This is a genomic window from Micrococcus sp. Alg238-R198 (assembly GCF_900537135.1).
Classification (GTDB): domain Bacteria; phylum Actinomycetota; class Actinomycetes; order Actinomycetales; family Micrococcaceae; genus Micrococcus; species Micrococcus luteus.
This window is the reverse complement of the sequence record NZ_UNRH01000005.1, coordinates 25,336-50,609: the sequence shown is the minus strand read 5'-3', so window position 1 is coordinate 50,609 and position 25,274 is coordinate 25,336. Positions and strand designations below refer to the sequence as shown.

Sequence of the window (25,274 nt, the reverse complement as noted above, 5' to 3'; positions counted from 1 at the left end):
CGCCCACGGCCCTCAGCGGGGGCGACGCCGGGGGCGGCTGATCCAGGCCAGATAGGCGCTGCCGCCGGTCAGGGCGGCGCCGCCGGCGGCCACCACCGGCCCGGCGAAGCGGCCGAGCCGGTCCTTGTACGCCACGAGCACGTTCGTGCCGCCGGTGATCATCGCGGCCACCACCATGGCGGCCACCACCCGGTCGCCCGTCCGCTCGAGGCGCGTCACGAGCGGCTCGAGCTCGCTCGCGCGGACGGTGACGTCGATCCCGCCGTCGTCGATGCGTTCCATCACCTTGCGGGCGTACTCCGGCAGGTCGATGCCGAGCTCGGCCGCCGCGATCGTGGCCCGGCCGATCCGGCCCGCCACCCGCCGGGGGTCGAGGTGCTCCCCCACGAGGCGCAGGGCGAAGGGGTCGAGCACGCGGGTGTAGTCGAAGCCGGGGTGCAGGCGGCGGCCGATGCCGTCCACGATGATCAGCATCCGCAGCAGCTGCACGAGCTCGGGCGGCAGGGACAGCCGGTGGCGCCGCACGAGGGCGAAGATCTCCGAGACCAGCTGCGCCACGCGGATGTCCTCGAGCTCGCGCCCCTCGAGGCGGCCGATGATCCGGGCCACCTCCAGCCGGAGCCGACGGCGGTCCACCGGCCCGCGCGGCGGGGCGATGTCCAGCAGGGCCCGCACCAGCCCGTCGGTGTCCTGCCGGGCCAGCGCCATGGCCAGGGCCGCGAACCGGCGCCGGAGGGACGGGGAGATCCGCCCGACGGAGCCGAAGTCGATGAACCCGACGGTCCCGTCCTGCTCGATGAACAGGTTGCCCGCGTGCGGGTCCGCGTGGAACACGCCGTGCTCGAACACCATGGCCAGCAGCACGTCGGCGGCCCGGTACGCCAGCTCCTCCCGGTCGATGCCGGCGGCGTCGAGTCCGGCCAGATCGTCCACGCGCAGCCCGGAGAGCTCCTCCATGGTCAGCACGCGCGAGGTGGTCAGGTCCCACTCGATCCACGGGAACCGCACGCCCGGGGTGTCCCGGAAGCCGGCGGCGATCTCCTCGCAGGCCCGCGCCTCCACCACGTAGTCGAGCTCGGCGCGCAGGGAGCGGTCGAACTCATCCACCATGGTCGGCACGTCCAGGTCGGCGAAGGTCCGCGAGGCCCGCGACCACGTGGCCGCCAGCGTCCGCAGGATCTCCAGGTCCGCCTGGACCTGCTCCACCACACCGGGCTTGCGGACCTTCACGACGACGGCGCGCCCGTCATGCAGGCGCGCACGATGGGCCTGGCCGATGGAGGCGGTGGCCAGGGGCGCCCGGTCGAACCAGGCGAACAGTGCGTCGACGTCGGCGCCGAGGTCCTCCTCGACCGTCCGGGCGACGGCCTCGAAGGGCACTGCCGTCGTGCTGTCCGTGAGGCGGGCGAACGCCGCGCAGTAGGCCTCGGGGAACAGGTCCGGGCGCGCCGAGATCAGCTGCCCGAGCTTCACGAAGGTGACGCCCAGCTCCTCGAACGTGCGCACGAACAGCTCGGGGCGGGCCGCGGCGTCGATGCCCAGGTGCGGCTCCCCCTCCTCGAGGGGCAGCCACCGGGAGAGCCCGGCCTGCACGGCCGTGGCCATGAGGCCGTTGCGGGCCATGACGTGGGCGATCTCGCGGTAGCGCTGCAGGTGGAGGGCCATGACGCCCACGCTACCGACCGCGCGGAGGGCCGAGCCCGCCCCGCTCAGTCGGCGTACCGCAGGGCGCCCGGCCGGACCCGTGCGTCGGCCCCGATCCGCACCCCGTCCGCGAGCGCGCCCGCCGCCCGCAGCTCCCGCAGCCGCGCCAGCACCCGGTCCCGCACGTCCCACGGGCTGAGCGTGTTGACGTTGATCTTGGTGGCGCCCTCGAAGCCGGCGAGTGTGGAGACGCGCCACTTGAGCATCACGCGCCAGGGCATCGGGAACGCGACGCCGGGCGGGCGGGTGTGCCATTCCTCGTTGGAGGGGACGTCGGGCCCGGTGGCCGCGTGGGCGGCGTGCAGCAGGTCGGACACGGCGCGCAGCTCGGCCGCGGACTGCCGCCACGGCTGCCCCACCGGGCTCGTGGAGTAGACCTCGACCGTCGGGTACCGGTGGCCGAAGCCGGCGAACATCACGGCGTGCTCGTTGGCGGCGATCACGAGGTCGTGCGCCACGGCCACGTCCAGCGCGGCGTGGTTGAACACCTGCGGGTCCTCGCGCAGCCGGTCCAGGGCGGCCGCGTTCTGCGCGCCGACCTCGTCGATGGCCACGAGCTGCTTGTGCAGGTGGTCGAAGGAGGCGCCGGCGGGCTTGAGCCAGTTCTGGAACACGGAGACGTACCGCACGGCGGGCGTGGTCGCGTAGAGGTCCCGCATCGCGTCGGCGGTCAGGGCCAGGAACGCGTGGTGCTCGTCCGGGGTGAGGGTGCCCGAGGAGGCCAGCTGGTGGTCGTCCACGGCGCCGTCGACGAAGTGCCGCCGGGCGATCACCACGTCGTGCGTGCCGCCGAAGAATGCGGCCGACGCCGCGATCAGCTCCGCCTCGGACATCGCGGCAGCCTCCTCGGCGGAGCGGCCGGAGGCGCGCAGCTTCGCGGCGACGACGGCGCGCACGTGGGCGCGGCCGGCCTCGGTGGCCAGGTACTCGTCACGGCGGCGGCGCGCGTCCGGGGGGAGTTCGTAGCCGTGGTTGAGACGCCAGTAGTCGTAGCTGAGGATCTCGAAGAGGTTGGGGACCCGGCGGAAGGCCGGGGTCGTCTCCCCGAGCCGCTCCGCGGCCGGATGCCGCAGGATCTGCCAAGCCGGGGCGCCGTCGTCGGCCCTCGTGGAGACGATGCGTGACTTCTCCGGCGGCGTCTCCAGCAGGCGGTGCTCGCAGAAGGCACAGTGCCGACCCTGCTGGGCGGGGTCGAGCGGCTGCGGGGCGGGCCGGACGAGGCCGAGCGGGCGGTGGCCGCGGCCGGGCACGGTCCAGACCTCGGTGCCGGTGAAGGGGTTGCGCTGCTTGACGGTGCCGTCCGGCAGTCGGGTGAGGGGCTCGCTCACAGACGGGTGCACGAGGCCAGGATACGAGGCGGTGCCGACCCGGTGTGCCGAGCCCTGTTCGCCGTCGTCGATCACGCAGGGCGGGCCCCGTGACCTCCGGCGTGATCATCCCCACGGCCACCCGTGACGCGGGTACGCTGATCGCTGTTCCACGTCACAGCGCTCTCGCTCGACTCGTCTCACCCGCACGGAGGCCTCACCCATGTCGTCCCGCATCCACCACCCCGGCCTCCGGTCGAAGGTGATGTCCGCCGCGGAGGCGGCGGCGTTCATCCAGCACGGCACCACCGTGGGCATGAGCGGGTTCACGGGGTCCGGCTACCCGAAGGCTGTGCCGATGGCGCTGGCCGAGCGGGCGAAGGCGCTGCACGCGCGCGGCGAGGAGTTCCGCATCAACCTCCACACGGGGGCGTCCACCTCCGCGGAGATGGACGGCGCGCTGGCCGAGGCGGACGCCGTCGCGCTGCGCACCCCGTTCCAGTCGGACCCGACGATGCGCGCCAAGATCAACGCTGGCGCGATCGAGTACATCGACACGCACCTGTCCCACCTGGCGCAGGCCGTGTGGAACGGCTTCTACGGGCCCATGACCACGGCGGTGATCGAGGTGTCCGGGATCCGCGAGGACGGCCGTCTCGTCCCCAGCTCCTCCGTGGGCAACAACAAGTCCTGGATCGACCTGGCGGATCAGGTGATCCTCGAGGTCAACTCGTGGCAGAGCGAGGACCTCGAGGGTCTGCATGACGTCTACTACGGCACCGCGCTGCCCCCGCACCGCTCGCCGATCATGCTCACCCACCCCGCAGACCGCATCGGTGAGACGTACCTGCGGTGCGATCCGGCCAAGGTGGTGGCCGTCGTCGAGACCCACGCCCCGGACCGCAACTCCCCGTTCAAGCCCGCCGACGCGGACTCGATCGCGATCGCCCAGCACCTCGTGGAGTTCTTCGAGCACGAGGTGGCCCAGGGCCGGTACGACGAGCGGCTGCTGCCGCTGCAGTCGGGCGTGGGCAACATCGCGAACGCGGTGATGTCCGAGCTCGTGAAGTCCCGGTTCACGGGCCTGTCCGCGTTCACCGAGGTGGTGCAGGACGGCATGCTCGACGCCCTGGACTCCGGCACCCTGGCGACCGCGTCCGCGACCGCGTTCTCCCTGTCCACCGAGGCCGCCGAACGGTTCAACGACAACGCCGCGAAGTATCGGGACAAGCTGATCCTGCGCACCCAGGAGATCTCCAACCACCCCGAGCTCGTGCGCCGGCTCGGCATCCTCGCCATGAACGGCATGCTCGAGGCCGACCTGTACGGCAACGTGAACTCCACGCACCTGATGGGCACGAAGATGATGAACGGTCTCGGCGGCTCCGGCGACTTCGCCCGCAACGCGTTCACCTCGTTCTTCCTCACCCCGTCCACGGCCAAGGGCGGGGACATCTCCTGCATCGTGCCGATGGTCTCGCACGTGGACCACACCGAGCACGACGTGCACGTGGTGGTCACCGAGCAGGGGCTGGCCGACCTGCGCGGCCTCTCCCCCAAGCAGCGCGCCCGCACGATCATCGACACGTGCGCGCACCCGGACTACAGGGAGCAGCTGCGGGACTACTTCGACCGCGCGATGCGCGGGTCGGACGGCCTGCACACCCCGCACCTGTTGGGCGAGGCCCTGTCCTGGCACCAGCGCTTCCTCGAGACCGGGACGATGCGTCAAGGCTGACGGCCCGCCGGACCGGACACCTGCGGGACACCTGCGACGGGGCACCCTACAGTGGGCCGCGCCTCGCGGCAGGGTGAGATCACGCCGGCTCCGGGCACGTGCCCGGAGCCGGCCCAGGCCCGCGGGGCCGGCGACGGCGTCAGCCGCGCCCGCCCTGCTCCCGCTCGGGGATTCCCGCGGCCCACAGGGCGGCCGCGATGAGGGCGGGCTGGCCGAACAGCCGCGCCAGGCGGCGGCCATCGGTGTCCAGCCCGAAGCCGTCCTTGCGCTCGGCGTACTGCCCGATGTTCCCGGGGTAGATCGCGGTGTAGAAGGCCGCCAGGGCGGTGCCGGTCAGGCGGCGCTGCCCGGGGAGCGCCAGCAGAGCGGCCCCGAGGCCGATCTCGGCCACGCCGGATCCGAGCACCACGAGGTCCGCCGGGAGCGGGACCCACGAGGGCACCTGGGCGCGGAACTCACGGCGTGCCACGGTGAGGTGGGACAGCCCCGCGGCGGTCATGAACCCGCCGAGGCCGAGGCGGGCGGCGGTCTGGGAGAGGGGGACGGACTGCCGGTGCTTCGTCATCACGCCTCCCCGAGCTCGAGGACGACGTCGATGTTGCCCCGGGTGGCGTTCGAATAGGGGCACACCTGATGCGCCTGCTCCATGAGGGCGCGGGCCTGATCCGCGGGGACATTGGGGAGCACGACCTCGAGGGTGACCTCCAGGCCGAAGCCCTCACCCTGGCGGCCGATGCCCACGCGCGCGCCGACGGAGGAGTCGGTGATGTCGGCACGGGAGGCACGGGCGACCATCTGCAGGGCCGAGTGGAAGCACGCGGCGTAGCCGGCGGCGAACAGCTGCTCGGGGTTGGTGCCCTGGCCGGAGCCGCCCATTTCGGTGGGCACGGCGAGGTCGAGGTCGACCCGCCCGTCGGTGGTGCGGACATGGCCGTCGCGGCCGGCGCCGGTGCTGAGCGCCTCGGCGGTGTAGATGGTCTCCATGGGAGGTCCTTTCATCCGCCCGCCCCGTGCGGGACGAGTCGGCTCCAGCCTGCCACCCGGCTAGGTCGCGCGCAACCAAGTCGCTCCCCAGCGACCACTAGAATCGCTCCCATGGATGCCGCGCCGACCCCCAGCCTCGCCCTCGAGGACCAGCTCTGCTTCGCCCTGCACCGGGCGACGCGCGCCGTCACGCGCGGCTACGGCCCCCTGCTCTCCCGCCTCGGCCTCACCTACCCGCAGTACCTCGTGATGCTCACCCTGTGGCAGGCGGAGAGTGACGCCTCGGCCGAGACGGAGGCGTCGACGTCGGACGCCGCCGGCGCGCTGGGGGTCGGCGCGCTGCGGGACCGGCTCGGCATGGACAACGGGACGATCACACCCCTGGTGCGGCGCCTGGCCGGCATGGGGCTCGTCACGCGGGAGCGCGACGTCCACGACGAGCGACGCGTGCTGGTCCGGCTGACGGACGAGGGGCGGGCGCTGCGGGCGTCCGCCCGGACGGTCCCGGTGGACGCCCTCACCCGGATCCCCCTCGACACCACCGAGCGCCAGGTCCTCATGGACCTGCTGAACCGGATCACCGAGGCCGCCGGGCCGCGCTGAGACGGCGGGAGCGGCCCGCGCGGAGCGCGGGTCAGCGCACCCGGTCCAGGATCGCCCGGGCGACGGCGTCCGCCTCGCGCTCGGGTAGCCAGTGGTCCGCGTCGAGCTTCACGAACCGGTACTCCCCCGCCACCTGCCCGGCCGTGAGCTCGGCGGCCCGCGGCCCCAGGGCCGCGTCCCGGGTGCCCCACACGTACGTGGTGGGGACCGACACGGGCGCGCTGCGCGTGGTGGTCACCAGATCCGGGTTCGCCCGATACCAGTTCACCGGACCGCGCAGGCTCTGCGGGGTGGAGAACCGGCGGGTGTAGTGCTCCGCCCCGGGGACCTGCCCCCGCTGCAGCAGGGAGCCCAGCCGTCGCGCGAGGATCCGTTCGGGGAGGGACGGTGCCTGGAAGGCGGCGATGTACCAGCTGCGGCGCAGCTGGTCCGGGCCGCGCAGGGCGCGGGCCAGGGCGGCCGGGTGCGGCGTGGACAGGACGGTCAGGGACGCGACGCGCTCGGGGTGGGCGGTGGCCAGCGCCCAGGCGACGGCGCCGCCCCAGTCATGGCCGACGACGTGGACGCGCCGCGCCCCCGCCGCGTCCGCCAGCGCGACGGCGTCCCCCACGAGCGCCGGGAGGCGGTAGGCCGCCGTCGCCCGCGGCGCGGCCCCCGGGGAGTAGCCGCGCTGGTCCGGCGCGAGGGTGCGCAGCCCCGCGGCGTGCAGCAGCGGCTCGACGTGCCTCCAGGACGTGGCGTCCTGCGGGAAGCCGTGCAGCAGCAGGACCACCTCCCCCTCGGCCGGCCCGCCGTCGCGGACATCGAAGGTCAGGCCCTGATGCCGGAAGGTGGCCATGCCGCCCCCGAGTGCGCCGTCGCTCGTCACAGCCGGACGACCATCTTCCCCGTGTTGGCGCCCTCGAGCAGGTCGATGAACGCCTGGGGCGCGTTCTCCAGACCCTCCCGGACGGTCTCGTCCCACTGGATCTTCCCGTCGGCGACCCACGGGCCCACGCGCTCGAGGAACTCGGGACGGACCTGCGCCGCGTACTTCTGCAGGACGAAGCCGCGCAGGGTCAGCCGCTTGCCGATCGCCAGGGCGAGGTTGCGCGGGGCCGCCGGCGGCTCCGTCGAGTTGTACTGGGCGATCGCACCGCACATCGCCACGCGGCCGTCGACCCGCATCGCGGCGATGGCGGCCTCGAGGTGGTCGCCGCCCACGTTGTCGAAGTAGACGTCGATCCCCTCCGGCGCGGCCTCGGCCAGCAGGTCCGTGGGCGAGCCGTCGTGGTAGTTGAACGCGGCGTCGAAGCCCAGCTCCTTCACCCACGCCACCTTCTCGGGCGTGCCGGCCGAGCCGACGACGCGCGAGGCGCCCAGGAGGCGGGCGATCTGGCCGGCGACCGAGCCGACGGCCCCCGCGGCGCCCGAGATGAAGACGGCGTCGCCCTCCTGCATCTCGGCCACGTGCACGAGGCCGGTGTAGGCGGTCAGACCCGTCATGCCCAGCACGCCCAGGTAGGTGCTGTCCGAGAACTGGGAGGTGTCCACGGCCTGGACGGTGTCGCCGTCGAGGACGGCGTGCTCGCGCCAGCCGAGGCCGTGGAGCACGGACGTGCCCTCCGGCACGTCCGCGTGGCGCGAAGCGATCACGGTGCCCACCGCGCCGCCGTCGAGGGGGGCGTCGAGCTGGAACGGGGGCACGTAGGACTCGACGTCGTTCATGCGGCCGCGCATGTACGGGTCCACGGACATCACGGTGTTGCGCACGAGGACCTGGCCCTCGGTGAGCTCGGGGAGCTCGACCTCGGTGAGGCGGAAGTTCTCCGGCGTCGGGGCGCCGTGGGGGCGGGAGGCGAGGTGGATCTCGCGCGTGTGGGTGGGGGTGCTCATCGAGTGGTCTCCTCGGGGTCGAAGTGGTGGGCTCGGCGGAGGGGGGTCAGCGCGCGAGCAGGTCGAGGACGCGGCGGGCGGCGTCGGCGGAGGAGGCCGGGTTCTGACCGGTCACCAGGGTGCCGTCCGTGACCACGAAGCTCTCCCCGTCCGGGCCCTTGCGGTAGTCCGCGTCGGCGGCGATCAGCGCGTCCTCGACGAGGAACGGGACGACGTCCGTCAGCTGGGCGGCCTCCTCCTCGCCGTTGGTGAACCCGGCGACCTGACGGCCGCGCACGAACGGGGTGCCGTCGGCCGCGGTGATCGGGTGCAGGATCCCGGGCGCGTGGCAGACGAGGCCGAGCGGGCGCCCGGCCGCGTCGCTGTCGAGGATGATCCGCGTGGAGTCGGCGTCGGACACCAGGTCCCACAGCGGGCCGTGACCGCCCGGGTAGAAGACGGCGTCGAACCCGTCCACGTCCACCCGGGCCAGGGGCGTGGTGTGGGCCAGGGCGGCCTTGGCCTCCTCGTCCTGGTCGAACCGGCGGGTGGCCTCGGTCTGCATCTCCGGCTGCGAGCTCGTCGGATCGATGGGCGGCTGGCCGCCGCGGGGCGAGGCGAGGGTGACCTCGTGGCCGGCGTCCGTGAAGACGTAGTAGGGCGAGGCGAACTCCTCGAGCCAGAACCCGGTCTTGCGGCCGGTGTCGCCCAGCTGGTCGTGCGAGGTGAGGATCATCAGGATGCGGGACATGTCTGGGGCCCTTTCGTCGGTGGGGACTGCACTCTCATGGTCGTACGCAACCGAATCTCGGGCAAGGGTGACGGTGCCCACCGGCCTCACGCCGCGGCCGCCGCGCCCAGGACATCAGCGCTCCGTCACCCGCCCGTCCTGGACCTGCCAGCGGCGGTCGGTGCGGACGGTGTCCAGCATGCGGCGGTCGTGGGTGACGAGCAGCAGGGCGCCCTCATAGGTCTCCAGGGCCTGTTCGAGCTGCTCGATGGCCTCCAGGTCCAGGTGGTTGGTGGGCTCGTCGAGCACCAGGACGTTCACCCCGCGGGCCTGGAGCAGGGCCAGGGATGCCCGGGTGCGCTCGCCGGGCGAGAGCTCGTCCACGGGGCGGTTCACGTGGTCGGCCCTGAGGCCGAACTTGGCCAGCAGGGTGCGCACCTCCCCGGAGGCCATCTCGGGCACGAGCGCCTCGACGGCCGCGGCGAGCGGGACGGTCCCGACCAGCAGCGAGCGCGCCTGGTCGATCTCCCCGATCTGCACGCTGGACCCCAGGGCGGCCATGCCCTCGTCCGGGGCCTGGCGGCCCAGCAGCCCGCGCAGCAGGGTGGACTTGCCGGCCCCGTTGGGCCCGGTGATGCCGATCCGCTCCCCCGCGTTCACCTGGAGGGACACCGGGCCGAGCGTGAAGCCGCCCTGCCGGAACACGGCGTCGTTGAGGGTGGCGACCACCGAGCTGGAGCGCGGCGCCGCACCGATGGTGAACTCCAGCCTCCACTCCTTGCGCGGCTCCTCCACCTCCTCCAGGCGCGCGATGCGGCTCTCCATCTGCCGGACCTTCTGGGCCTGCTTCTCGCTCGACTCACTGTTGGCCTTGCGGCGCAGCTTGTCGTTGTCCGGGGACTTCTTCATCGCGTTGCGCACGCCCTGGCTGGACCACTCCCGCTGGGTGCGGGCGCGGGAGACGAGGTCCTGCTTCTGCTCGGCGAACTCCTCGTACTTCTCCCGGGCCTGCCGGCGGAGCGTGGCGCGCTCCTCCAGGTAGGCCTCGTAGCCGCCGCCGTACACGTGGTTGCTGTGCTGGGCGAGGTCGAGCTCGAGGACACGGGTGACGCAGCGGGCCAGGAACTCGCGGTCGTGGCTCACCAGCACGACGCCGCCGCGCAGCTCCTGCACGAACGCCTCCAGCCGCTGCAGACCGTCCAGGTCCAGGTCGTTGGTGGGCTCGTCCAGGAGCACGACGTCGAAGCGGGAGAGCAGCAGCGCGGCCAGGCCCACGCGGGCGGCCTGCCCACCGGAGAGGGAGGTCATGAGGACCTGTTCCGGGGAGGCGGAGAGGTCCAGACCGAGGTCGGCCAGGACGGCGGGGATGCGCTCCTCCAGGTCCGCGGCGCCGGAGGCCAGCCAGCGGGTGAGGGCGGTGTTGTAGCGGTCCGCGGCGGCGTCGGTGACGTCCGGGTCGGCCAGTGCCTCGGCAGAGGCGTCCATCTCGCGGGTGGCCTCGGCGCAGCCGGTGCGGCGGGCGATGTACCCGGCCACCGTCTCCCCCGACACGCGCTCGTGCTCCTGCGGGAGCCAGCCGACGAAGGCGTCCGAGGGGGCGAGGGACACGGTGCCGGCCTGCGGGGCCAGGTCCCCGCCGAGGATGCGCAGCAGCGTGGACTTGCCCGCGCCGTTGGCCCCCACGACGCCGACGACGTCCCCCGGCGCGACGGTGAGGTCGAGCGCGTCGAACAGCGTGCGATGGCCGTGGCCGCCGGCCAGGCCGGAGGCGACGAGGGTGGCGGTCATGCTTCTCCTGGCTCGGGTGCGCTTCCCTGGGGCGGGTCACCGCCACACTGTCACAGATCCCCCGGGGCACCGCCCCCGGGCCCCGACTCCCGGATCTGCGGCGCGCTTCCTTCCTTGCCCTGACAGGGGGAGAGTCATAGCGTCGCCAGGGTCAGGTGCGCGGCTCCGCGCGGCGCACACGGCGCTCCAGAGAGGGAAGGCAGAGCACTGATGACTGAACCGGTGAAGTACACGCCCGACATCGAGCATTCGGTCGACCGCGAGGAGGACCTGACCCGCGAGATCCTGGCCCAGATGGGCGCGGCACAGCGCCGCGCGGCGGGAGAGCACAAGCACGCCCACCGCGACGCCCACGCCAAAAGCCACGCCGTCCTCAAGGCCACGCTGGAGGTGCACGAGGGCCTGGCTCCCGAGCTGGCGCAGGGCATCTTCGCCCGTCCGGGCACCTACGAGGCGGTGGCGCGGCTCTCCTCCGCACCCGGGGACATCCACACCGACCGCACTCCCGCCCCGCGGGGCTGGGCCTTGAAGGTGCTGGGGGTGGAGGGCAAGCGGCTGCTGCCGGATCTGGACAGCCACAATCAGGACTTCCTCATGGTGAACTTCCCGACGCTCGCCTTCGGCACCGTGGCCCGCTACAAGGAGATGCTGAGCCTGCTGGAGAAGAACTCCCAGTCCCCCGAGCTGCTGCAGCGCCTGACGACGGGCGCCGCGCGCGTGGTCCGGGGTGCGGTGGAGACCGTCGGGGGGACCCCCAGCGCCACCCTGGAGGGCCTGGGGCGGGACAACGCCCACGTCCTCGGCGAGACGTACTTCACCCAGGGCGCCCTGCGCTACGGGGACCACGTCGCGAAGATCTCGCTGGCCCCAGCGTCCGAGAACGTGCGCGCCCTGACCGGTCAGGACATGAAGGTGGAGGACTTCTCCTCGATCAGCGAGATCGTCGCCGACTTCTTCTCGCGTGAGAGCGCAGAGTACGTCCTGCGGGCGCAGCTGGCGACCGACCCGGAGCGCATGCCGGTGGAGGACGCCTCCGTCCTGTGGGACGAGGAGGAGGCCCCGCACCAGCCCGTCGCCACCCTGCGCATCGAGGCGCAGGAGAGCTACAGCCATCCCCGCCGCGTCTACGGCGACGACGCCCTCACCTTCAACCCCTGGAACGGCGTGGTCGAGCACCAGCCGTTGGGCTCCATCATGCGCGTCCGCAAGCGCGCCTATGAGCAGTCCACTCGCTTCCGCCACGAGTTCAACGACCGCCCGGCCCCCGAGCCGTCGTCGCTCGACGACATCCCGGACTGATCCCGGCCCCACCCCTCACCATTCACCCCAAAGGATTCTCGAAGGAGGACCTCATGACTGACCGCTCAGACCCCCGGCTCCAGGACGAGAGCCGTCTCGACGCCGTCAAGCGCGCCGTCGAGGACGTCGCCCAGGACGCCCCCACGCTGGCCAAGATCGCCCTCGAGGCGATGATCCGCGAGCACAACCCGGACCTGTCCGGCACGGCCGACTCCGCCGGCCGCGTGGGGATGCGCTCGGGCAAGGTCTCGGAGCTGACCGCGATCGCCCGCCTCAAGCCGGGCGGCGCCGAACGGCTGCAGCGCATCTTCGACCTGACCCGCGGCAACATGGACGGCGCCCAGCGCGTGTCCACGCTGCACGACATGCGCTTCGTCTTCTTCGACGACAACACCCGGATCCTCTTCGCCACGGCCTACGACGGCGACTGGGATGCGTACATCAACGACTTCGCCACCAAGATCCCCGAGCTGATGGACCTCCTCTTCCAGAACGTGGAGGGGTGGCCGGGCATCGACAGCCCGGCCGTGAAGGACTTCATCGCCGAGCACCAGATCACCGCCTCCGGGTGGTTCGTGGCGAACCCGCAGGTCACCGTGGTGGACACGCGTCGACTGCAGCGCACCGAGGACGCGGTGAACACCTTCCTGGACCAGATGGCCGGGCGCACCGACCTGGACGAGGACACCGCGGCCGCCCTGAAGCAGCTCACCGACACGATCTCCACCCCCGAGGCGGTGGATTACTGAGATGGGCGTGCTCAAGGACCTGAAGGAACGTTTCGATCGGGAGCGGGTCGAGCTGGACCTGGACGACATCCAGGGCCTGGTGCTGCGGTCGCGGCCTGAGCCCTACGTCGGCGCCCACGCCATGCTGACCGTGGAGGAGGCCGAAGGCGGTCGGGACTTCGTCCGTCGCCTGACCGAGTACGTGACCTCCGCGCAGGACTGGGCCGACGACCTGCAGTCCTGGACCGGCGTGGCGATCAGCTATGCCGGCCTGCGCGCCCTGGGGCTGCCCGAGGACTCCCTGGCCAGCTTCCCGCTGCCCTACCAGCAGGGGATGGCCGCCCGCGCTCAGCAGCTCATGGACACCGGGCCGAACGCCCCGGAGCACTGGGACGAGGCGTTCACCCAGGACGCCTGTCACATCGCGCTGACGATCTACGCGGCCGACGCCGACGCCCTGGACGCCGCCCTGGACCAGGCGGAGAAGGTGCTGGAGCACTCCACCGGAGTGACCCTGGTGGCCACCCACCGGTTCGGGGTCGACGAGCTGAACAAGAACCCCTTCGGCTTCCGGGACTCCATCTCGCAGCCGACGGTGGCCGGCAGCGGGGTGCGGCCACAGCCGGGCCAGGAGCGCTCCATCTCCGCCGGCGAGTTCATCCTGGGCGAGAACAGCGAGACCGGCTCCCCGCTGGCCGTGCCGCAGCCGGATGTGCTGGGCCGCAACGGGACCTACGTGGTGCTGCGCAAGTTCGCCAGTCGGGTGGGCGCCTTCAACGAGTACCTGGCCTCGCAGAGCCCGGACCCGGAGGAGCAGCACCGGATCGCCGCGAAGATGTTCGGCCGGTGGCGCAGCGGCGCCCCGCTGGTGCTCTCCCCGGACCACGACGACGAGGAGCTGGGCAACGACCCGGAGCGGCGCAACGACTTCACCTTCGAGGACGACCCGAAGGGCCTGATGTGCCCGCACTCCAGCCACATGCGTCGCCTCAACCCGCGGGACAGCGACCTGTCGATCATGACGGACGTGAACATCAAGCGGATCATCCGGCGCTCCTCGACCTTCGGTCCCGGGTGGTCGCCGGAGGTGAGCTCGGCCGACGACGCGAAGGAGGACCGCGGGATCTACTTCATCTTCATCAGCGCCCGGGCCTTCGACACGATCGAGTTCATGCAGCAGGAGTGGATCAACGGCGGCAACTTCGTCGACCTCGGCTCCGAGCGGGATCCGATCGTCGGTCTGCACGAGGACGACCCCACGGAGGGGCAGTTCACCATCCCCGCCGAGCCGGCTCGCAAGCGCATCAACGGCATCACCACCTTCAACCGGATGGCCGGGGGCGAGTACCTCTTCATGCCCTCGCTCAACGCCCTGCGGTGGATCGGTGAGGCGGGCTGGACCTCCGAGCAGTCGGACGCCGAGGCATGATGCAGCCTCCGTCCCCGGGCGGCCCCGCAGGCGCCCTGCCGTGGCAGGTGGACCTCGACTGGCTGTGGGGCACCCCGCCGGGCAACGACGGCTCCCCCGCGACCCTGCGGCTGGACGTCGTCGGCTCCGGGGCGGCCCGGGCCGCCGCCGCGTGGCTGAGCTCCCTGCCCGGGGACGAGGACGGCGTCCGGGGCAGGGGCGGCTGGCGTGCCGACCCGGGCGAGCAGCCCGGCGCGGACGACCACGCCGTCCTGCTGCTCACCTCGGCCGGTGAAGACGTGGCGGACGGGCTGGAGGACGCCGCCGACGACGCCCACGCGGCGCTGGCCGCCGTCGAGGGCCTCACCCTGCGGTGGACTCCCCTGCCCCGTGACCCGTCCCGCTGAGGCGCTCGCGCCCCGTGAGTAGGCTGGAGTGATGGCGACGGTACTTCTCGTGCGGCACGGCCGCACCACGGCCAACGCGACCGGACTGCTGGCGGGCCGCACCCCCGGGGTCAGCCTGGACGACCACGGACGGGAGCAGGCGGCCCGCACCGCGGATCGGATCGCGGCCGTGCCCGTGGCCGCGGTGGTGGCCAGTCCCCTGGAGCGGTGCGCGCAGACGGCCCGCGCCCTCCTCGATCGCCAGCCGGGGACGGTGCCCTCGCTGGTCGACGACGACCTCACCGAGTGCGACTACGGCCAGTGGCAGGGACGCGCGCTCAGCGACCTGGCCACCGAGCCCCTGTGGGCGACGGTGCAGACCCAGCCGTCCGCCGTCGTCTTCCCCGGCGGGGAGTCCATGGCGGGCATGCAGGCCCGCGCGGTGGCGGCGATCCGCCGGCACGACGCCGCGGTCGAGGCCGAGCACGGGCCCGGGGCGGTGTGGGTGGCGGTGAGCCACGGGGACGTCATCAAGTCGATCCTGGCCGATGCGCTCGGCACGCACCTGGATCTGTTCCAGCGGATCGAGGTGGGGCCCGCCTCCGTGTCCATCGTGAGCTACGGTCCGAGCCGCCCGCGGGTCTGGGCCACCAACACCGACGCCGGGGACCTGTCCTGGCTGGCGACCCTCGGCCCGTCCGACGACGCCCCGGTGGGCGGCGGCGCGGGCACGGGCGCAGGCACGGGCACCGGTGCAGTGGACAAGCAGACGCCTAGGATCGTGGCATGACTGATGCACCTGCCCCCGCCCATGAGTTCGACTGGCCGGATCGCGTCGTGATCGGGACGCTCGGGCGTCCCGGAGCCCGCACGTTCTACCTGCAGGTGCGCACCGGGCCCCGGCTGGTGAGCCTGGCCCTGGAGAAGCAGCAGTCGGCCCTGATGGCGGAGATGATCGACGAGATCCTCGACGATCTCATGGCGCTGGAGGGCAACCCGCACAGCGTCCCGGCCAGCACGCCCGTGGAACTCGTGGACAACGATCCGCTGGACCCGGTGCAGGAGTGGTTCCGGGTGGGGGCCATCGGCCTGGGCTGGGACCCCACCACCGCGCAGGTGCTCATCGACGCGCACCCCCTCTCCGACGACGACGCCGACCCGGCGCCCGAGGCGGACGCCGAGGCCGTGCGCGTGCGCATGCCCGTCGGCGCCGCCCGGGCGTTCGCCCGGCGCACCCGGGAGGTCGTGGACGCCGGCCGTCCGGTCTGCTCGGACTGCGGCCAGCCCATCGACCCCGACGGCCACGACTGCACCCTCCCCGACTCCTGATGAGCGCCGCGGACGTGCCCGCCGGCGAGCTGATGGCCGGGGAGCTGACGCTCACCGGCCGCATCACGACGGCGTCCAACGCCACGTTCCTCGGCGCGATCGGTGACACCCCGGTGGTCTACAAGCCGGTGGCCGGCGAGGCCCCGCTGTGGGACTTCCCCGCGGGCACCCTGGCCCGCCGGGAGGTGGCCGCGCACCTGGTGTCCGAGGCGCTGGGGTGGGACATTGTGCCGCGCACCTGGCTGCGCGACGGCCCGTTCGGTAAGGGCATGGTGCAGCTCTGGCAGGAGCAGGATCCTGAGCAGGATGCTGTGGACCTGTTCCCGGCGGACCAGGTGCCGACCGCGGGGTGGCTCACGATCCTGGAGGGCGAGGACGAGGACGGAAACCGGCTGGTCCTGGCCCACGAGGACTCGGCGGCGCTGCGCCGCATGGCGGTGTTCGACGTGCTCGTCAACAACGCCGACCGCAAGGGCGCCCACATCCTCGCCATGCCCGGCGGCCACCGCCACGGCGTGGACCACGGGCTGACCTTCCATGTGGCGGACAAGCTGCGGACCGTGCTGTGGGGGTGGCTGGGCGAGGCGCTGAGCGAGGAGGAGCGCGACGGCGTCGCCCGGGTTCTCGACGGGCTCGACGGTGAGCTGGGGCGGGGGCTGGCGGAGCTGCTGAGTGCCGTGGAGATCGGCGCCCTCGCCGAGCGTTCCGCCGGCTTACTCGACGACGGGACCTTCCCTGCCCCGAGCGGGCTGACGCCGGCCGTGCCTTGGCCGCTGTTCTAAGCGGCCTGAGGCGTCAGCGCGTCCGGCTGATCGTGAAGTCCAGCGAGTTCTCGCCGACGCCGGCGAGGATCGGCCCGGAGACGGGGAAGGGCAGGTCCTGGAACGCGTTGCCTGACACGGAGATCTCGCTGCTGCGCAGGGTGGTGTCTGTGGAGCACGTCGAGGTCCACGTCCGCGTCTGGCAGCCCACGAGGGCCGCGGCGGTCAGGCCGAGGCCCAGGAGCGAGGTGGTGACTCGTGTGCGCACGGCGCCCACCCGATCGGAGATCCCAGCGGGCGTCCAGCGCGGTCGCAGGGACGGCGGGTGCACTCAGTCCACGAGCCCCGCCGCGGCACCGGCCGCGCGGTAATCCGCGGCGAGCGAGTCCAGGGTGGCGTGAGCGTTGAGCCCGCTGGGGTTCGGCGCCACGAACAGCCGCGTGCCCGGCCACGGTGTCTGCTGCTCCCCCAGCGCCGCCTTCGGGCGTCCGAACGCCTGCCGGTAGGCCGTCACCCCCAACACGGCGACGACGGCCGGCGCATGCGCGGCCACGAGCGCGTCCAGGCGGGCGGGGGCGGCGGCGAGATCCTCCGCGGTGAGCTCGTCGGCGCGGGCCGTGGCACGCGGGACGAGGTTGGAGATCCCAATGCCGCGGGCGTGCAGCTCGGCGAGGTCCTCGGCCTTGTAGCCGTCGGAGGCGTCGATCAGGTGTCGGGTGAGCCCGGCGCGGTGCAGGGCCGGGTAGAAGCGGTTGCCGCGGCGGGCGAAGTGCGCACCGGTGGCGGCGGTCCACAGGCCGGGGTTGATGCCGATGAACAGCAGCCGCAGCGGGTCTGGCAGCAGGTCGGGGACGGTGTGGTCGCGGAACTGCTGGAGCTCGGCCTGGGTGAAGCGCATGTCAGTAGTGATACCTCGCCTGGAGGATGATCAGGTCCTCGCCGTCGACGAGGTAGACGAGCCTGTGCTCCTCCGTGATGCGCCGGGACCATGCCCCGGCTGCGCCGTACTTCAGCTGCTCGGGCTTGCCGATCCCCTCGAAGGGATGACACAGGGCGGCGTCGATGAGGGTGTTGATCCGTTTGAGGACCTTGCGGTCCGTGGTCTGCCAGTGCGTGTAGTCCTCCCAGGCGGAGCGGTCCCACACGAGGCGCACTCAGGCGTCCCCGTCCAGGCGGTCCAGAGGGTGCTCCTCGACGCTCCCTGCGCGGGCGCGCTCGTAGGCGTCCAGCAGCCGGCGGGCGTTGGCCGGGGAGCGGAACAGGTAGGCGGTCTCCTGCCAGGCCGCGTACTCGTCCGCGGGCATGAGGACGGCGTTGCCCCTGCGGGAGACGATCTCCACGGCCTCGCGGTCCGCATTCACTCGCTCGATGAGTGGGAACAGGGTCTTGCGGGCTTCACTGGCACTGATGGACATGCGGGCCTCCTCAGGCGCGTCGTGGTACCTGCTTATGGTACCAGTCGGTGAGGTGGAACTCAGGAGGCACCCTGCGGGATGCAGAGGACCATCGAGACGACCGAACCCTGTTCGTCAGAACATCGCCGCTGAAGTCCCATCGGTCCTACTCTGGCTGGAATCCCCTGCCGCACAAAGGACTTCCGATGACTGGAATACCGTTTCTGCTCGTCTTCATCCTCGCCATCGCCCTGATGATCGTCATGATCTCCCGATGGAAGATCCACCCCTTCCTCTCGATCATGGTCGTCGCCTTCGCCTTGGGGATCATCGGTGGGATCCCGCTGGTGAAGTCGACCGGCGCCGAAGGGGAAGCGCCCGTCAAGGGCATCGCCGACGTGATCGGGGAGGGATTCTCCGGGATCTTCACCTCGATCGGCATCGTCATCATCCTGGGCACGCTCATCGGACTCATCTTGGAGCGCACCGGCGGTGCCTTCAGGATCGCCGATGCGCTCGTGAGGGTCGTCGGCAAGCGCTACCCCGTCCTGGCGATGCAGCTCATGGGCTGGGTGGTCTCCATCCCCGTGTTCTGCGACTCCGGCTTCGTCATTCTCAACCCCATCCGCAAGGCCTTGGCCCGTCGCACCGGGGCGTCACCCGTGGCGATGACCGTGGCCCTGGCCGCGGGCCTGTACACCTCGCACGTCTTCATCCCGCCGACCCCGGGGCCCATCGCAGCCGCACAGAACCTCGGCATCGGTGACCACCTTCTGTTGGTGATCGGCCTCGGCGTCCTCGTCTCGATCCCCGCACTCCTCGTCGCGTACCTGTATGCCCTCTACATCGGCAAGAGGGTGACCTCCCCTGAGGAGACCGGCACGGAGGACGCGGATGAGCTGGAGGCGGCCTACGACGCGCTTCGCCGGTCCTACGGGCGGATGCCTGGGACTGCTGCGTCCTTCGCGCCCATTGTCGCCCCCATCCTGCTCATGGCTCTCGGCTCGCTCGCATCCGTCCTGAAGTGGACCGGCCCCGCGGGTGACTTCGCCCGGTTCCTCGGCACGCCGATGATCGCGCTCGCCGTCGGCACCCTCTGTGCAGTCGGCGTGCTGTTCAGCGTGCGCCGGGGTGAGACGTTCTACGACCTGACAGAAGAGACCCTTCGGGTCGTCGGCCCCATTCTGTTCATCACGGCGGCCGGCGGTGTGCTGGGGCGCGTCATCACCGCCACCGACCTCGTCACCTTCATCGAGAGCAACGCTGCGCGGTTGTCGGTCATCGGACTGTTCTTCCCCTTCCTCGTCTCCGCCGTCCTGAAGACCGCGCAGGGCTCCTCCACAGTGGCACTCACGACCACGTCGGCCATGGTCTTCCCGATGCTGCCCGCACTGGGCTTCGAGACCCCGGTGGCCAGCGCGCTCGTGGTCATGGCCATTGCGGCCGGCGCCATGACCGTCTCCCATGCCAACGACTCGTACTTCTGGGTGGTCACCAACTTCAGCGGCATGACGCCCTCGCAGGGCTACCGCACCCAGACGATGGTCACGCTCCTGATGGGAGTCACCTCCATCGTGTTCATCTGGCTCCTCGGCCTCGTCCTCGTCTGACCCCGTCACCTGACTTAGGAGATCCACGCGTGCAGCGCATCATCGTCATCCCAGACTCATTCAAGGGGGCCCTGTCGTCGCGGGAGGCGGGCTCCGCGATCGCGGCGGGTCTCGCGTCGGTCACCGACGCCGAGGTCCTCGTGGTGCCCATCGCCGACGGCGGGGAGGGCACCGTCGAGGCCTTCGTGACTGCCGCAGGAGGCGCCTTGCGATCCGCGACCGTCTGCGGGGTGTTCTACGGCGAACGCGTGCCCGTCCATTACGGACTGATCGACCCGGACGTGGCGGTGGTGGAGACAGCCTCATGTGCCGGGCTCCCGCTCGCTTCCGGACGCGAGGACACGGGGCGGGCCACGACGTTCGGAGTCGGCGAGCAGATCCTCGACGCGGTGTCCGCTGGCGCGCGCAAAGTCATCGTCGGGGCCGGCGGGAGCGCCACGACGGACGGCGGCACGGGCGCTGCCGCCGCCCTCGGCGTCCGGTTCCTCGACGCCGCTGGTGAGGAGTTCGTCCCGACCGGCGACACCCTCACCCGGATTGCGCGGATCGACTCCACCCCGGCACGAGACCGGCTCCGCGACGTCGACGTGGAGGTGATGTGTGACATCAGCAACCCCCTCACGGGATCGCAGGGTGCAGCCCACGTGTTCGGCCCCCAGAAGGGGGCGGATCCTGCATCAGTGGCGAGCCTGAATACCGGCCTGGTTCATCTCGCCGGCATCGTCGAGCGAGACCTCGGGGTCGCGATCGACGCGCTCCCCGGTGCGGGAGCGGCGGGGGGTCTCGCCGGTGGCCTGCACGCCTTCATCGGGGCCACCTTGAAGCCGGGTATCGACGTCGTCCTCGAGACGGCGGGTTTCCATGACCTCATGAAGACCGCTGACCTCGTCATCACCGGTGAGGGGCGCATCGACGGCCAGTCCCTGGCCGGGAAAGTGCCGATCGGCGTGGCCCAGGCCGTGCGCGCAGCCGGTCGTGCGATTCCGGTGATCGTCCTCGCCGGCTCCGTGGGACAGGACGCGGACACCCTCTACGACGAGGGCATCACCGCGATCGTGCCCATTGGCCGCGGCCCCCAGGACCTGGCGACAGCGATCCGCCGTACGGCAGAAGACCTGACCGCGACCGCCCGCGACGTCGGGCGCCTGGTGATGGCCTGCTCCCCCGCCGGGCTCACACGTTGAGGAAGGCGAGGACGGGAACCGGTTGGTCCTGGACCCGGAGGCCACGCCGCATGGCGGTGTTCGACGTGATCGTCAACAACGCCGACCGCAAGGGCGCCCACATCCTCGCCATGCCCGGTGGTCACCGGTACGGCGTGGACCACGGGCTCACGTTCCATGTGAACGACAAGCTGCGGAGCGTGCTGTGGGGATGGATCGGTGAGGAGCTGAACGAGGAGGAGTGCGACGGCGTCGCCCGGGTTCTCCACGGGCTCGACGGTGAGCTGGGGCGGGGGCTGGCGGAGCTGCTCAGTGTCGAGGAAGTCGAAGCCCTTGCCGAACGCTGTGCCCAGGTGCTCGACGACGGGACCTTCCCGGCACCGAGCGGGCTGACACCAGCCGTGCCTTGGCCGTTGCTCTAAGACGCCGCCGTAGGTGCCGATGCTTGTCCACAGGGGCGGATAACCTGGCGGCTGCAGTACACGGCCCACAGGATCACAGCGAGTCATGTGACGACCGCCAGTCAAGGGGGCCCTGTGCGAACGCCTGCGCAAGACCCCCCGGGGAGGCGTCACGGTGTTGCGATGCTGGCAGCACACGGCTTCCACATATCACTTTGCATGCGCCTCACCGCGCCCTCTGGGGCTAATCGCGATGCCCCTATGCATGCAAAGTGCGAGCCACTTCCACAGCATACCCTGATCTCGTGGTCGCTCTACCGCACGCCATTCGCATCTGCCTTCGGGCACGTATGTTTCGATTCTGCTGAGGACCCCGTTACGCCGCAATGAAAGTGCGGGCTGCGTCACGCCTGCGTAAGTGAGATGGCGACTGCGCAAGGATCCCAATCCTCTCACCCGTGGCGATTACCGCCGAGACGGCAACGCAGGAATCCAACTCCGGAACGCCTATCTCAGTGGACAATTCACGCAAGCAAAGTTGGGCTCGCAGGGTCGTCATGAGGGCAGCGCACGCAAGTGGCAGAAGGGCAACGCAGAACGAAAGGGAGGAATGACCGGACGCAAATCACTGCGACTTTCGACACAGCCACCGTTTGTTAGCATAATAGATCAGATAAAGCCACGTGGAGGCGAATCAAATGCAAACATCATACGCAAAGATATGCCAGTACCGGTGACCCCACAGGGGGGCAATTGTGGTACCGTGGCGGATCAGCGAATCGGTCTCCCATTAGGGACTCGTGGAGTCAAGCGATTCACTCCGCCCGAGCCGAGTCAGCCAACCAACCAACCCCTAAAGATTTCTATTTTACATTCCTCGCATTGCGAGCGTTGTATGTTGCGACCACTGCGTTAATGTCGAGGCCCTCGTTCAACGCTTTCCGCGCGCGGTCTAGGGCCCGATTGCTCAGCCCCTGCCATGCAATGTTTCCCTTAGGAGTCGTTCTGCATCTATAACAGGCCGGATCTGCCTTGAGATCAAGATAATGAATCATGGCATATCCCTGATGCCGAGTCAGCCCGAGCTTCTCCCCTAGCTTGCTTAACTTGAGTGAGTACCGATCGAAGGTGTCGACTTCCCGGTATGCGGCAGCATCTTCACCCTCCCGCGCTAGCCGAACAGCAACTTCCCCTCGTTTCGAATCAATCCTGAGACTGATCTCCTGGACCTGATCCGAAGGGCGTGGCGACCCGACTAGCTGTAGGCCAACCACGCCAGGAAACGCCGATGTCCAGTCGGAATTCTCCTTGAGGTTCCGCAGGGTCCGGTTGATCTCCGATTCTGCCGGCGGCTCCGTCTCTCCTCGAGCTGCGCGATCAAGAGACATGAGCGGCAACACTCGCGCCCTTGCCTCCGCGCGGCGCCGCGTGCCAGGTCGGAGCAGCTTTGCAATTTGCTCGGCCTCCCTCCCGACGACGAGGCCGACGTCAGTGGGCGGGGTGGCCGATACAGGGAGCACGCGCCCCGGCATCACGTCGGTGAGATCCTGACCGGTAAGACTGAGCAGCACTTTGCGGAAGATTGTCACAGCCGATCGCAGGTGCAGCCACAGAACATCGTCACTCATCACAATGACGTCATGGGTCGCGGTGTCTCGATCGTCCTTGAGAGCGAGCAGGACAACTCGGTCTCCGTCATCGATGAGCCCCAACGAGGTCTCCGCGATGGCCACACACTTACCGAGGTCGAAGGAACGATCGCTTCCGGAAAACTTAACCTTCTTGCGCTGCTCGTAGATCGCGGCCTTCAACAGCATCTCGAAGGCGTGTGCGGCCATCATGACCGTCGCGTGCTCACGCCCTGTCGGGCTTGGTCGATTGAACAGCTCAATAGCGAGGGTCAGCGACTCTACGGCGGTCTCGACGTACTGTTTAGTTTTTCGGGCAACCATGCGCGGGTGACCTTCTTATTCCGTCAGTACTTGTTTGATTAGTGATGCGATGTCGTCCCGCTGCACCTGATCGCGGAACGTAACGTCGATGCCCTCGGAGCTCATCGATTCGAAGAACCGCCGTGCTGCCCCCATCCTTAACTTCTCGCTATCGCGGAGGTCCGAGTGCCTCTTGACGTCCTTTGTCTCGATGATGAAGTTCAGGGACAGTCCGCCGTCCTCGCGCCTGAGCACGTACATGAAGTCCGGGCTCGTAGTGCCGCCGAAGTACAGAGGCACCTTGATCGACCGGCGCGGGATCTTCCCGAAGACAATGACCTCGTCGAGCTTCGAGTCGCGGATGGTTTCGGACTCCTTCGGTGAGTCGTACACAAACGCGTCGTACAGGAACTTGTCCGGCACGATGGCCTTGTCGTCGCGGAAGACGCCGATGTTGCCCTGCGTGATGCTCTCGAGCGGGGCACCATCTGCATCGGTGAGTTCCGTGCCGAGTACGAGCCCCTCGATCTTCGAGTACGTGAACCGCTCGAGGTAGTTACACTCCATCCACTCCGTGAACCCAGCAACAAACTCATGCAGGGTCGCCTTGTTGAAGAAGTCGGCGGGGAGGCTCTTCTTCGCGTCGAGGCGGACGAGCCCCGCGTGGACACGATCGATCGGGAGTCCCGTCTGAGCACGGACACGCTTCAGCCAGTCGCCGTACGGCATCGTCTCGGTTGCGTTGAAGACCTTCTTCGTCTCCGTCCGAACCTCCAGGGACGAGCCCTCGTCAGCCTGCACGACGACATCTTGCGCGAATCGACCGAACTCGTGCCGGTAGATATCAGCGCCCAGCACCTCGTCGATGCACTCATCCATCTCGTCGGCCGCGAGCTCGTCGAGGCGGAGGTAGTACTTGGCGTTCAGCGTCTCCCAGAGGTCCTTGAGCGCGGAGTACCGCTCGGAGCGAATGCCGACCTTAACCTTCTGATTTCCCTTCACCACCTTGTCAGGCTTCAGGCCCGTCTTGTTGAACGCGGGGTAGGCAGCGAACAGGTCATCTTCGCGCCCCGGGACGACGTTCTTGTCGGGATCGACGAGCCCCTGCTGCAGGAGTTCGATGAAGAGTTCCGTCTCCGTCTTGCCGAGCTCGTCGGCGACCTTGGGCAGTAGCTCCTTCACCTTGGCTGGGCCCACGGCGACGTCGGAGTTGATCTCGTCGACGAGAGACTCGGCGAACTTTTGCTCCGTGTAGTCGATGAGGTAGGTGAGGTAGAACTGCTCGCCCGCGAGACGAGTGCCTTTCGCGTCCACGGGCAACCGGAGGCCACGGCCTACCTCCTGGAGCTTCGAGATCTCCGATCCGGACGACCGGAGCTTGACGATCTGGAACACGTTCGGGTTGTCCCAGCCCTCGCGGAGCGTCCACTTCGAAAACAGGAATCGACGAGTGTTCGGCGCACCGTTCGCCGTCTCGAAGGACAGCATCGCCTCCTTATTGCGGAGGATGTCGTCGACCTCGCGTTGGATGGCCTCGTCGGTGGTGGAGTTGTCCGCGGAGAAGTATCCGCCGTTCGTCGCCTCGACATCAGCAAGCGACGCGCGCAGGTAGGCGACGTACTCCTTCGCGACGGGCGAGGAGTCGCCCTCGCGCTTCTCGATCTCCGCGGTGAGCCGTGCGGTGAGGAGCTCCTCGAAGCGCTGTCTGAGGTGCCCCTTCGAACCGTCGCTGCCGCGATAGGACTCGATCGAGTCGATAAAGAACAGAGTGAGGGTCTTGACCTTGGACGAGCGGCGGAAGTTCTCCCACTCGGTCTCGAAGTGGTTCTCCAGTGCCTGTCGCATCATCAGGCTCTGATAGGTGTCGGAGTAGACCCGGGCCGAGAGGATGTCCCCCGTCCCTAGCGCCTGACCGTTGGACAGCGTGACGCCGGACTTGATCGTCGGGTTGTCGGTCTTGCCGATCCCCTCGATTGTGATGCCCGCGAATGCGCCGTCGGCGATGCCGAGCGACTCCCCCATATCGAAGGTGAGCGACTTCCCCGTACCGATGTTCTGGAACGTGGCCTGCTTCGGCTTTCGCGCGGAGAGACTAGTTGTTGTGGGTCATGAGGTTCTTGCCACGAGGCGCCGGCTGAGATGAGACGAGTGGGCGT

General features: G+C 70.0%; 24 protein-coding genes and 2 pseudogenes. 12 read left to right on the top strand and 14 right to left on the bottom strand.

The genetic code is table 11. The features are described from left to right. Positions 1-12: 12 nt before the first annotated feature. Positions 13-1,665, bottom strand: coding sequence for an AarF/UbiB family protein (locus G6R13_RS06335; RefSeq protein WP_163721257.1), 1,653 nt, complete (start codon positions 1,663-1,665; stop codon positions 13-15). A gap of 44 nt (positions 1,666-1,709) precedes the next feature. Beyond that, the gene (locus tag G6R13_RS06330) at positions 1,710-3,032 is read right to left on the bottom strand and encodes a DUF4921 family protein (RefSeq protein ID WP_240335714.1); all 1,323 of its coding nucleotides are present in this window, start codon (positions 3,030-3,032) and stop codon (positions 1,710-1,712) included. Between the two features lie 202 nt (positions 3,033-3,234). On the opposite strand from G6R13_RS06330, the gene G6R13_RS06325 reads away from it, so the two are divergent. Further along, positions 3,235-4,749 (top strand): acetyl-CoA hydrolase/transferase family protein, encoded by a 1,515-nt coding sequence (locus G6R13_RS06325; protein WP_134416734.1) that lies wholly within the window; start codon positions 3,235-3,237, stop codon positions 4,747-4,749. Between the two features lie 139 nt (positions 4,750-4,888). Here G6R13_RS06325 and G6R13_RS06320 read toward each other — a convergent pair whose 3' ends face one another. Continuing rightward, positions 4,889-5,314: a hypothetical protein gene (locus tag G6R13_RS06320; protein ID WP_069941691.1), complete on the bottom strand. Its 426-nt coding sequence runs from the start codon at positions 5,312-5,314 to the stop codon at positions 4,889-4,891. Beyond that, positions 5,314-5,733 carry an organic hydroperoxide resistance protein gene (locus G6R13_RS06315; protein WP_002855232.1) on the bottom strand — a complete coding sequence of 140 codons (420 nt, stop codon included), beginning with the start codon at positions 5,731-5,733 and terminating at the stop codon, positions 5,314-5,316. The genes G6R13_RS06320 and G6R13_RS06315 overlap by 1 nt, the downstream gene beginning before the upstream one ends. Positions 5,734-5,844: 111 nt before the next feature. Here G6R13_RS06315 and G6R13_RS12440 point away from each other — a divergent pair, with 111 nt between their 5' ends. Continuing rightward, complete coding sequence (locus G6R13_RS12440; RefSeq protein WP_063190263.1) at positions 5,845-6,336, top strand: MarR family transcriptional regulator; 492 nt, start codon at positions 5,845-5,847, stop codon at positions 6,334-6,336. Positions 6,337-6,367: 31 nt separating this feature from the next. Here the strand turns inward: G6R13_RS12440 and G6R13_RS06305 are convergent, their stop codons facing one another. From G6R13_RS06305 to G6R13_RS06290, 4 genes are all read right to left on the bottom strand, one after another. Beyond that, entirely contained in the window at positions 6,368-7,174 is an 807-nt protein-coding gene (locus G6R13_RS06305) for an alpha/beta fold hydrolase (RefSeq protein ID WP_225348578.1), read from the bottom strand. 26 nt (positions 7,175-7,200) lie between these two features. Then, the gene (locus G6R13_RS06300) at positions 7,201-8,211 is read right to left on the bottom strand and encodes an NADP-dependent oxidoreductase (protein WP_163721251.1); all 1,011 of its coding nucleotides are present in this window, start codon (positions 8,209-8,211) and stop codon (positions 7,201-7,203) included. Positions 8,212-8,257: 46 nt separating this feature from the next. Continuing rightward, positions 8,258-8,941 (bottom strand): type 1 glutamine amidotransferase domain-containing protein, encoded by a 684-nt coding sequence (locus tag G6R13_RS06295; RefSeq protein ID WP_163721249.1) that lies wholly within the window; start codon positions 8,939-8,941, stop codon positions 8,258-8,260. 114 nt (positions 8,942-9,055) lie between these two features. Then, positions 9,056-10,708: an ABC-F family ATP-binding cassette domain-containing protein gene (locus tag G6R13_RS06290; RefSeq protein ID WP_163721247.1), complete on the bottom strand. Its 1,653-nt coding sequence runs from the start codon at positions 10,706-10,708 to the stop codon at positions 9,056-9,058. 210 nt (positions 10,709-10,918) lie between these two features. On the opposite strand from G6R13_RS06290, the gene G6R13_RS06285 reads away from it, so the two are divergent. From G6R13_RS06285 to G6R13_RS06255, 7 genes are read left to right on the top strand one after another with little or no spacing between them, the layout of a single operon-like run. Then, positions 10,919-12,007 carry a catalase family protein gene (locus G6R13_RS06285; RefSeq protein ID WP_172717669.1) on the top strand — a complete coding sequence of 363 codons (1,089 nt, stop codon included), beginning with the start codon at positions 10,919-10,921 and terminating at the stop codon, positions 12,005-12,007. Between the two features lie 53 nt (positions 12,008-12,060). Then, positions 12,061-12,756, top strand: coding sequence for a hypothetical protein (locus G6R13_RS06280; protein ID WP_163721245.1), 696 nt, complete (start codon positions 12,061-12,063; stop codon positions 12,754-12,756). 1 nt (position 12,757) lies between these two features. Continuing rightward, positions 12,758-14,164, top strand: coding sequence for a Dyp-type peroxidase (locus tag G6R13_RS06275; protein WP_163721243.1), 1,407 nt, complete (start codon positions 12,758-12,760; stop codon positions 14,162-14,164). Further along, positions 14,161-14,550, top strand: a complete 390-nt coding sequence (locus G6R13_RS06270) for a hypothetical protein (protein ID WP_163721241.1) — start codon at positions 14,161-14,163, stop codon at positions 14,548-14,550. Before G6R13_RS06275 ends, G6R13_RS06270 begins: the two co-directional genes overlap by 4 nt. Before the next feature lie 31 nt (positions 14,551-14,581). After that, positions 14,582-15,319, top strand: coding sequence for a histidine phosphatase family protein (locus G6R13_RS06265; RefSeq protein ID WP_205521335.1), 738 nt, complete (start codon positions 14,582-14,584; stop codon positions 15,317-15,319). Continuing rightward, on the top strand, positions 15,316-15,858 hold the full coding sequence (locus G6R13_RS06260; RefSeq protein WP_134416745.1) for a DUF3090 domain-containing protein: 543 nt from the start codon (positions 15,316-15,318) through the stop codon (positions 15,856-15,858). The genes G6R13_RS06265 and G6R13_RS06260 overlap by 4 nt, the downstream gene beginning before the upstream one ends. After that, entirely contained in the window at positions 15,858-16,640 is a 783-nt protein-coding gene (locus G6R13_RS06255; RefSeq protein WP_163721238.1) for an SCO1664 family protein, read from the top strand. The genes G6R13_RS06260 and G6R13_RS06255 overlap by 1 nt, the downstream gene beginning before the upstream one ends. 13 nt (positions 16,641-16,653) lie before the next feature. On the opposite strand, the gene G6R13_RS06250 is transcribed toward G6R13_RS06255, so the two are convergent. From G6R13_RS06250 to G6R13_RS06235, 4 genes are all read right to left on the bottom strand, one after another. Continuing rightward, positions 16,654-16,887: a hypothetical protein gene (locus tag G6R13_RS06250; RefSeq protein WP_163721236.1), complete on the bottom strand. Its 234-nt coding sequence runs from the start codon at positions 16,885-16,887 to the stop codon at positions 16,654-16,656. A 63-nt stretch (positions 16,888-16,950) separates the two neighbouring features. Continuing rightward, positions 16,951-17,517, bottom strand: coding sequence for a mismatch-specific DNA-glycosylase (locus tag G6R13_RS06245; protein ID WP_163721234.1), 567 nt, complete (start codon positions 17,515-17,517; stop codon positions 16,951-16,953). 1 nt (position 17,518) lies between these two features. Beyond that, complete coding sequence (locus G6R13_RS06240) at positions 17,519-17,773, bottom strand: Txe/YoeB family addiction module toxin (protein ID WP_163721233.1); 255 nt, start codon at positions 17,771-17,773, stop codon at positions 17,519-17,521. Next, a complete protein-coding gene (locus tag G6R13_RS06235) occupies positions 17,774-18,034 on the bottom strand; it encodes a type II toxin-antitoxin system prevent-host-death family antitoxin (RefSeq protein WP_163721230.1) in 261 nt (86 codons plus the stop codon). A 185-nt stretch (positions 18,035-18,219) separates the two neighbouring features. On the opposite strand from G6R13_RS06235, the gene G6R13_RS06230 reads away from it, so the two are divergent. The 3 genes and pseudogenes from G6R13_RS06230 to G6R13_RS06220 form a co-directional block, all read left to right on the top strand. Further along, on the top strand, positions 18,220-19,623 hold the full coding sequence (locus G6R13_RS06230; protein WP_163721228.1) for a GntP family permease: 1,404 nt from the start codon (positions 18,220-18,222) through the stop codon (positions 19,621-19,623). Positions 19,624-19,652: 29 nt separating this feature from the next. Beyond that, complete coding sequence (locus G6R13_RS06225) at positions 19,653-20,807, top strand: glycerate kinase (RefSeq protein WP_163721226.1); 1,155 nt, start codon at positions 19,653-19,655, stop codon at positions 20,805-20,807. Between the two features lies 1 nt (position 20,808). Continuing rightward, positions 20,809-21,208, top strand: a pseudogene (locus tag G6R13_RS06220) (phosphatidylinositol kinase); the annotation flags it as partial. Between the two features lie 842 nt (positions 21,209-22,050). Here G6R13_RS06220 and G6R13_RS06215 read toward each other — a convergent pair. Next, the gene (locus G6R13_RS06215) at positions 22,051-23,139 is read right to left on the bottom strand and encodes a DUF3644 domain-containing protein (protein WP_163721224.1); all 1,089 of its coding nucleotides are present in this window, start codon (positions 23,137-23,139) and stop codon (positions 22,051-22,053) included. Positions 23,140-23,154: 15 nt separating this feature from the next. Further along, positions 23,155-25,194: pseudogene (locus G6R13_RS06210) on the bottom strand (type III restriction-modification system endonuclease); the annotation flags it as partial. Positions 25,195-25,274 lie beyond the last annotated feature (80 nt).

Bases quoted from the DNA above. Each gene is read 5' to 3' on its own strand.
- G6R13_RS06335 (WP_163721257.1), bottom strand. From the start codon at position 1,665: ATGGCCCTCCACCTGCAGCGCTACCGCGAGATCGCCCACGTCATGGCC.
- G6R13_RS06325 (WP_134416734.1), top strand. From the start codon at position 3,235: ATGTCGTCCCGCATCCACCACCCCGGCCTCCGGTCGAAGGTGATGTCC.
- G6R13_RS06320 (WP_069941691.1), bottom strand. From the start codon at position 5,314: ATGACGAAGCACCGGCAGTCCGTCCCCCTCTCCCAGACCGCCGCCCGC.
- G6R13_RS06315 (WP_002855232.1), bottom strand. From the start codon at position 5,733: ATGGAGACCATCTACACCGCCGAGGCGCTCAGCACCGGCGCCGGCCGC.
- G6R13_RS12440 (WP_063190263.1), top strand. From the start codon at position 5,845: ATGGATGCCGCGCCGACCCCCAGCCTCGCCCTCGAGGACCAGCTCTGC.
- G6R13_RS06305 (WP_225348578.1), bottom strand. From the start codon at position 7,174: ATGGCCACCTTCCGGCATCAGGGCCTGACCTTCGATGTCCGCGACGGC.
- G6R13_RS06300 (WP_163721251.1), bottom strand. From the start codon at position 8,211: ATGAGCACCCCCACCCACACGCGCGAGATCCACCTCGCCTCCCGCCCC.
- G6R13_RS06295 (WP_163721249.1), bottom strand. From the start codon at position 8,941: ATGTCCCGCATCCTGATGATCCTCACCTCGCACGACCAGCTGGGCGAC.
- G6R13_RS06290 (WP_163721247.1), bottom strand. From the start codon at position 10,708: ATGACCGCCACCCTCGTCGCCTCCGGCCTGGCCGGCGGCCACGGCCAT.
- G6R13_RS06285 (WP_172717669.1), top strand. From the start codon at position 10,919: ATGACTGAACCGGTGAAGTACACGCCCGACATCGAGCATTCGGTCGAC.
- G6R13_RS06280 (WP_163721245.1), top strand. From the start codon at position 12,061: ATGACTGACCGCTCAGACCCCCGGCTCCAGGACGAGAGCCGTCTCGAC.
- G6R13_RS06275 (WP_163721243.1), top strand. From the start codon at position 12,758: ATGGGCGTGCTCAAGGACCTGAAGGAACGTTTCGATCGGGAGCGGGTC.
- G6R13_RS06270 (WP_163721241.1), top strand. From the start codon at position 14,161: ATGATGCAGCCTCCGTCCCCGGGCGGCCCCGCAGGCGCCCTGCCGTGG.
- G6R13_RS06265 (WP_205521335.1), top strand. From the start codon at position 14,582: ATGGCGACGGTACTTCTCGTGCGGCACGGCCGCACCACGGCCAACGCG.
- G6R13_RS06260 (WP_134416745.1), top strand. From the start codon at position 15,316: ATGACTGATGCACCTGCCCCCGCCCATGAGTTCGACTGGCCGGATCGC.
- G6R13_RS06255 (WP_163721238.1), top strand. From the start codon at position 15,858: ATGAGCGCCGCGGACGTGCCCGCCGGCGAGCTGATGGCCGGGGAGCTG.
- G6R13_RS06245 (WP_163721234.1), bottom strand. From the start codon at position 17,517: ATGCGCTTCACCCAGGCCGAGCTCCAGCAGTTCCGCGACCACACCGTC.
- G6R13_RS06235 (WP_163721230.1), bottom strand. From the start codon at position 18,034: ATGTCCATCAGTGCCAGTGAAGCCCGCAAGACCCTGTTCCCACTCATC.
- G6R13_RS06230 (WP_163721228.1), top strand. From the start codon at position 18,220: ATGACTGGAATACCGTTTCTGCTCGTCTTCATCCTCGCCATCGCCCTG.
- G6R13_RS06215 (WP_163721224.1), bottom strand. From the start codon at position 23,139: ATGGTTGCCCGAAAAACTAAACAGTACGTCGAGACCGCCGTAGAGTCG.